Source organism: Streptomyces sp. NPDC000594, from assembly GCF_040299965.1.
Classification (GTDB): Bacteria; Actinomycetota; Actinomycetes; order Streptomycetales; family Streptomycetaceae; genus Streptomyces.
This window is the reverse complement of the sequence record NZ_JBEPCY010000056.1, coordinates 22,121-28,992: the sequence shown is the minus strand read 5'-3', so window position 1 is coordinate 28,992 and position 6,872 is coordinate 22,121. Positions and strand designations below refer to the sequence as shown.

At 70.2% G+C, this 6,872-nt stretch carries 5 protein-coding genes; 4 read left to right on the top strand and 1 reads right to left on the bottom strand.

Features of this window, described 5'->3' with window-relative positions:
• Positions 1 to 1,368, top strand: a 1,368-nt coding sequence (locus ABT354_RS36800) for a dihydrolipoamide acetyltransferase family protein (RefSeq protein WP_351502177.1), incomplete at its 5' end; no start/stop codon positions are given.
• Positions 1,369 to 1,450: 82 nt separating this feature from the next.
• Here ABT354_RS36800 and ABT354_RS36795 read toward each other — a convergent pair.
• Entirely contained in the window at positions 1,451 to 2,398 is a 948-nt protein-coding gene (locus tag ABT354_RS36795) for a D-alanyl-D-alanine carboxypeptidase family protein (protein ID WP_351502175.1), read from the bottom strand.
• A 264-nt stretch (positions 2,399 to 2,662) separates the two neighbouring features.
• Between ABT354_RS36795 and ABT354_RS36790 the strand changes: the two genes are divergently transcribed.
• From ABT354_RS36790 to ABT354_RS36780, 3 genes are all read left to right on the top strand, one after another.
• Positions 2,663 to 3,304, top strand: a complete 642-nt coding sequence (locus ABT354_RS36790) for a GntR family transcriptional regulator (protein ID WP_351502173.1) — start codon at positions 2,663 to 2,665, stop codon at positions 3,302 to 3,304.
• Positions 3,268 to 4,629 (top strand): MFS transporter, encoded by a 1,362-nt coding sequence (locus ABT354_RS36785; RefSeq protein ID WP_502983573.1) that lies wholly within the window; start codon positions 3,268 to 3,270, stop codon positions 4,627 to 4,629. Before ABT354_RS36790 ends, ABT354_RS36785 begins: the two co-directional genes overlap by 37 nt.
• A gap of 163 nt (positions 4,630 to 4,792) precedes the next feature.
• Positions 4,793 to 6,835, top strand: coding sequence for a protein-arginine deiminase domain-containing protein (locus ABT354_RS36780; protein ID WP_351502169.1), 2,043 nt, complete (start codon positions 4,793 to 4,795; stop codon positions 6,833 to 6,835).
• The last annotated feature ends 37 nt before the right edge of the window (positions 6,836 to 6,872 follow it).

The following is a 6,872-nucleotide window of genomic DNA, read 5'->3' as shown; positions in this document are numbered from 1 at the left end:
ACGGTCACCGACGGGCAGGTGGTGTGTGAGGTGGAGACGGCGAAGGCGGCGGTCGAGCTGCCGATCCCGTTCGACGGGACCGTCCACGAACTGCGCTACACCGAAGGCACCACCGTCGACGTCGGACAGACCATCATCTCGGTGAACACCGGTCAGGAGACCGGCGCGGAGGCCGCCGCCGGGACCGGCGCGCAGGCGGAGGCGCAGGCGCAGGCACCGGCCGCCCCGGTGGAGGAGAAGCCGAAGGGCCGCCAGCCGGTCCTGGTGGGCTACGGCGTGGCGGAGAGTTCCACCAAGCGCCGCCCCCGCAAGCAGCAGACCCCGGCCCCGGCCGCCACGACTGCCCCGGCCGCCCCGGCACCCGCTCCCGTACCGGCACCGGCTCCCGTACCGGCACCGGCTCCGGCCGCCGCTCCGGCGGTGAACGGGAACGGCAAGAGCGGTGCGGTGTCGCGGCCGCTGGCGAAGCCTCCCGTACGCAAGCTGGCGAAGGATCTCGGGGTGGATCTGGCCGGGGTGGTCCCCACCGGGCCCGACGGCATCATCACCCGCGACGACGTCCACCACGCCGCCAGGCCCCCACAGGCCCCCGACACGACCGGGAACACGACCGGGGACGCGCCCGCCGCCGTACCGGAAACCGCCGTGACAGCCGTGGCGGAAGGCGTCCGGGAGACGCGGATCCCGGTGAAGGGTGTCCGCAGGGCCACCGCGCAGGCCATGGTCGCCTCCGCGTTCACCGCCCCCCATGTCACCGAGTTCATCACCGTCGACGTCACCCGCACCATGAAACTCGCCCGCGAGCTGCGGGACGACCCCGACCTGGCCGACGTCCGCACCGGACCCCTGCTGCTGATCGCCCGCGCCCTCCTCGTCGCGCTCCGCCGCAACCCCGGCGCCAACGCCGCCTGGGACGAGACCGCACAGGAGATCGTCCTCAAGCACTACGTCAACCTCGGCATCGCCGCCGCCACCCCCCGAGGGCTCCTCGTCCCCAACATCAAGGACGCCCACACCCTCCCCCTGCCCGACCTCGCCCGCGCCCTCGACACCCTGGTCACCACCGCCCGCGAGGGCCGCACCGCCCCCGCCGACATGCAGGGCGGCACCGTCACCATCACCAACGTCGGCGTCTTCGGCATCGACACCGGCACCCCCATCCTCAACCCCGGCGAAGCCGCCATCCTCGCCGTCGGCGCCATCCGCCCCCGACCCTGGATCCACAAAGGCAAGATCAAACCCCGCCACATCACCACCCTCGCCCTCTCCTTCGACCACCGCCTCATCGACGGCGAACTCGGCTCCAAACTCCTCGCCGACACCGCCACCCTCCTCGAACACCCCAAAAAACTCCTCACCTGGAGCTGAGGGAGCGGAACGGCACAAAGCCCAGGGGCCCGTGACACGGTGGGTGTCACGGGCCCCTGGCCTGTCCTCGGGGAGGTGCGGATCAGTCGAGCACATCCGCCGGCAGCGACCGCATCTGCATGGTCTTCGCCGTCTTCTTGCCGAAGCCGTGGTCGAGGAGCTTCCTGGCGTCCCCGTAGCGGTCCGTGGAGTTCAGGACCACACCGACATAGGTCTTCGAGCCCTGGGTGGCGGCGAAGACCAGGCACTTGCCCGCCGCGCTGCCGGTGCCCGTCTTGATGCCGATGGCGCCCTGGTACTTGTAGCCCTTGCCGTCCAGTAGCTGGTTGGTGTTGTCCCACACGTACTTCGACGGGCCGCCCTTGCCGGTGGTGGCGGTGGTCTTGTACGTCTTGGTCTTCACCACCTCACGGAAGGTCTTGTTGGTGAGGGAGTGCTGGGTGAGCTTGGCGAAGTCGCTGGGCGTGGTGTAGTTCGTCAGCTTGCCGTGCGATATGCCGTCGAAGGAGTCGAACTTGGTGTTCTTCAGCTTCAGACCGGTGGCCGTCTTGTTCATCATCCCGATGAACGACTTGGTGCGCGCGGCGGTGGTCGCACCCTTGCCGAAGGTGTCGGCGAGGGCGTACGCGGCGTCGCAGCCCGACGGCAGCATCAGACCGTAGAGCAGCTGGCGGACCGTGACCTTGTCGTGGACGCGCAGCTTGGCGGAGGAGCCGCCCTCCAGGAAGACATGGTCCAGATAGGTCTGCTTGACCGTGACCTTGCGGTTGAGGTCGAGGCCCTTGGTCTTGAGCACCGTGATGGCGGTGGCGATCTTGGTGGTGCTGGCCATCTCGCGGCGGGTGCTGTCACCCTTGCTGAAGAGGCTCTTGCCGCTCTTCAGATCCATCAGATAGCCGGCCTTGGCCTTGATGCTCGGCTTGGCCGGTGCTTTCGCCGCCGGCCTGTCAGCGGCCTGGGCCGGTGCGGCGAGGGGCGAGACGGTGAGCATGAGCCCACCCGCGAGGACAACCGAGGCGGCTCTGCGCACGCTCGTGTTGTTGAGTCTCAAAGGAACACTCCGGAAGTGGGGTCCGTCGTCGGTCTGTGAGCCGGCCCTCGGGAAAGCGAGGGCCCCACATTCTGACGGTTCGTAGGGCCAAAAGGGTGTAGAAAGCGCGGGATACGTGGCGTACGTCTCAACCTGCGGGAGATTTTCCGGCCGTGACCCATCCGAGGTGGCCGGAAGGCTTCGCACCGAGTGCGCCGGTTGTGCGCCATTGGCCCCGCCCCTTCTTGTATCTAAGCTGTGCGCATGACCGTCGCCGCTCCCGCCGCCGCCCGTGTCTACACCCATGTCAAGCAGGCCGTCCTGGACCGCCGGTACGAGGGCGGCACCCTGCTGACCGAGGGCGAACTGGCCGACGCGGTCGGGGTCTCCCGTACCCCCGTGCGCGAGGCCCTGCTCAAGCTGGAGGTCGAGGGACTGATCAAGCTCTATCCGAAGAAGGGCGCACTGGTCATCGCCGTCTCCGCGCAGGAGATCGCGGATGTGGTGGAGACCCGGCTGCTGGTCGAGGAGCATGCGGCGCGCAAGGCCGTACCCGCGCCACCCCGGCTGGTGGAGCGTCTGGAGGAGCTGCTGGAACAGCAGAGAGCGCAGGGCGCCGCCGGGGATCTCGCCGCCGTCGCCGTCACCGACCGGCTGTTCCACGCCGAGATCGTCCGGCACGGGGGCAATGAGATCCTCTCCCGCCTCTACGACCAGCTCCGGGACCGTCAGCTGCGAATGGGGGTGGCCGTGATGCACTCCCACCCCGACCGGATCGCCAAGAACGTCACCGAGCACGGTGAGATCCTCCAGGCGCTGCGCGACGGTGACGCGGAGCGGGCGGCGGCGCTCGTCCGCCGCCATGTCGGATGGTTCTCCACGCTGGCCCGGGGAGAGGTCAGGTGAGCGCCCCCGGTGCCATACCCGGGGACCCGCCGGGCGGCCGGCGGGCCCTGGCGGTCTGGGGGGTGGGGGTCGGCGTCTACTTCGTCGCCATCATCTTCCGCACCTCGCTCGGGGTCGCCGGGCTGGACGCGGCGGACCGCTTCGACGTCAACGCCTCCGCGCTCTCCACCTTCTCCATCGTTCAGCTGCTGGTGTACGCGGGGATGCAGATACCGGTGGGGCTGCTGGTCGACCGGCTGGGCACCAAGAAGGTGCTCTCGCTGGGGGCCGCGCTCTTCACCCTGGGACAGCTGGGCTTCGCGCTCTCGCCGTCGTACGGGATGGCGCTCGCCGCCCGTGCCCTGCTCGGCTGTGGTGACGCGATGACCTTCATCAGTGTGCTGAGGCTGGGCAGCCGGTGGTTCCCGGCCCGGCGCGGGCCGCTGATCGCGCAGGTCGCGGCGCTCTTCGGGATGGCGGGCAATCTGGTCTCCACCGTGCTCGTCGCCCGGCTGCTGCACGATGTCGGCTGGACGGCCACCTTCGCGGGGAGTTCGGTGGCCGGGGCGGTCGCCCTGGTGCTGGTGCTGCTCTTCCTCCGGGACCACCCCGGGGACACCGCCGCCGGGATACGGGTGCGCCGCAGGGCGGAGGTCGTCCGCGCGCGTCCCCGGGAGCCGGGCTTCGTCCGGCGGCAGATCGCCCTCTGCTGGCGGGAGCCCGGCACGCGGCTGGGCATGTGGACCCACTTCACCACCCAGTTCCCCGCGATGGTCTTCATGCTGCTGTGGGGGATGCCGTTCCTGATCGAGGCCCAGGGGCTCAGCCGGGCCACCGCCGGATCCCTGCTCACCCTGGTGGTGCTGGTGAGCATGGTGGTGGGGCTGGTGTACGGGCAGATCATCGCGCGCCATCATGCGGCGCGGGTGCCCCTGGCGCTGGGTACGGTCGCGGCCACCGCGCTGGTGTGGGCGGCGACCCTCGCCCATCCCGGGGACCGGGCGCCCATGTGGCTGCTGATCACCCTCTGCGTGGTGCTCGGTGCCGGGGGACCCGCGTCGATGATCGGCTTCGACTTCGCCCGCCCGGCCAATCCGCCCGAACGGCAGGGCACGGCGTCGGGGATCGTCAATGTCGGTGGCTTCACCGCCTCGATGACCACCCTGCTGGCGATCGGGCTGCTCCTGGACGCGACCGGGGGCGACTACCGGGCCGCCTTCTCCTGTGTCTTCGTCCTGGAGGCGCTGGGGGTCGTACAGATCCTGCGGCTGAAGGGGCGGGCGGCGCGGCTGGAGCGGGAGCGGCTGGTGGCGAGCCGGGTGGAGGCGGTCCACGTACCCGCCTGAGATCTCCCGGCGCCCCCAGCAGGGTTGACCGAAATCCGGACAAAGGCTACGGGGTGGTTCGGTCCCTTTCGGCCATTCTCGGCAACTCCGCCCCTCCTTGCTCAACTCGGCCGTCCCGTACCGCGCCTCTCCTGCTGTACGGCACGAACGAGGAGAGAACCCTTTGCGTATCCAGCGATGGAGAACAGCCGCCGTGGCCACCGGTGTGGCCGGGGCCCTCGTCGGCACCCTGGGCACCCAGGCGTCCGCGACCGGCACGGAACGGGCGCCCGCCGCCCCGGTCGTGGACCTGCGGGCCGATGTCAACCGCGACGGCAGGGTGGACATCGGCGGTGACTCCGACACCGCGGGCGAGGACACCTGGACCAAGCGGCGCGGTGCGGTGGTCCTGCCCAATATCGACGACGACCGGAAGGACTGCCCCGTACGCGACGGCTCCGGGCGGCCGCTCACCGACGCCGAGCTGGCCCGGTGCAACGACGCGGCGGACACCGTGGTGAACGGGGCCCATGACGCCCTCGACCTCGCCCGGCTCCGGCTCGTCCCCCAGCGGGAGCTGGCCGACGGGACCACCGCCCGGGTCGAGATCCTCGACAAGGACGGCTCCCGCGCCGACCGCGCCCGGGTCTTCACCCAGCTCCGGGGCTGGCGCCAGCTCACCCCCTCGGACCGGATCGGCACCGATGCGCTCCGCTACGGTCTGGAGCTGGGTGTCGAGGCCACCGATGTGGTCCGGGACGCCGCCGTCTGGGACGGCACGGTGGTGGTCCGGGTGACACTCACCGACGCCCAGGGCCGGACCTCCTCCGACGAGGTCACCCTGCGGACCGCGCCGGTCCTCACCCATCACCATGTCCAGCGGACCCAGCAGGTCGTGGTCTCCAAGGTGGCCGGCGACATGCCCGGCGCACCCTGGTTCACCCCCGCCCAGCACAAGTTCGTGAAGGAACTCGGCCCGGTCGCGCGCCAGGCCGGCGTACCGAAGCCGCTGAAGGTCCTCGATGACATCGACGACCCCTGGGCCCAGGACTTCGTGGAGCCCGGCTATGTCAGCATGGCCGGCTCCGACGGCAAGCAGCATGCCCTGCGGGTGATGATCCGCTCCGCGCAGCCGGACCGCGACGCCGGACGGGAGCTGTTCACGCAGCTGCGCGGGCGGGACGTGGGCGTGGTCCAGTTCGACGGGCCCACCGCCGAGAACCCGGGCTGGACCCTGAACTCCATGGGCAATCTGGAGACGATCCCGCCCTATCGCAACGGCTCCAAGGACTATCCGGCGGGCCGGATCATCATGGGCCAGTGGGGCGATTACGGGATCAAGCCCGCGAAGTCGATGACCACCTTCCTCTCCTCGCAGGGCGCCGACCGGGGCACCAAGCAGGGGATGCAGAAGCCGCTGCTGCTGGACACCAACTGGCTGGCGGTCGGCCATGTCGACGAGTTCGTGCAGTTCCTCCCGGCGAAGACGGAGCGCGGCTGGCGTATCGCCGTCTCCGACCCCGAGGCGGGTCTCGACATCCTCCGCAAGGCGAAGGCCGAGGGCCACGGCGGCAAGCGGGTCTTCTCCGTGCCCGGCGTCAAGGGCAGGCCCGCGCCGAGGGTGACCATCGACCAGGCGCTGGCCGACCGGAAGTTCCTGGCCGACAACCAGCTGGCGCAGGAGCGGATCGCGGCGAATCTGCGGGTGCTCAAGAAGGAGACCGGGGTCACCGACAAGGAGATCATCAAGGTCCCGAGCCTCTTCGCGGAGCCGGAGATACCCGAGGGGGCGGCGAAGAGGACCAACGGAACCAAGGCCGACAAGGCCGATGAGTTCGATAAGGCCGACAAGGGTGGCAAGGAGGCGAAGGGACCCCGGGGCATCAAGCTCGGACGGCTCGGCGCCGATGTCCTGACCGGCGGCACCGACCGGGAGCGGATCGCGGGCGACTCGGTCGCCCCCGTCGTCACCCATACGCTCGCGTACATCCCGGGCGCGGTCAACGGCGTGGTCCTCAGCGACAAGGACTATCTCTCCGCCAAGCAGTGGGGGCCGGTCATCGGCGGTGTCGATGTCTTCGGCGAGGCGGTGAGCGCCGCGTACGCCAGGGCGGGCATGCGGACGGTCTATCTGGACGACTACAACAGCTACCACTTCGGCGGCGGTGAGGTGCACTGCGGTACGAACACGCTGCGCGACACCTCGGCGCGCTGGTGGCGGTCATGACCCCCTGAGGTACCCGTTCCCCCGATCCGGGGTACCC

Coding starts and splice junctions, on each gene's coding strand:
- ABT354_RS36790 (WP_351502173.1), top strand. CDS start 2,663: ATGACCGTCGCCGCTCCCGCCGCCGCCCGTGTCTACACCCATGTCAAG.
- ABT354_RS36785 (WP_502983573.1), top strand. CDS start 3,268: ATGGTTCTCCACGCTGGCCCGGGGAGAGGTCAGGTGAGCGCCCCCGGT.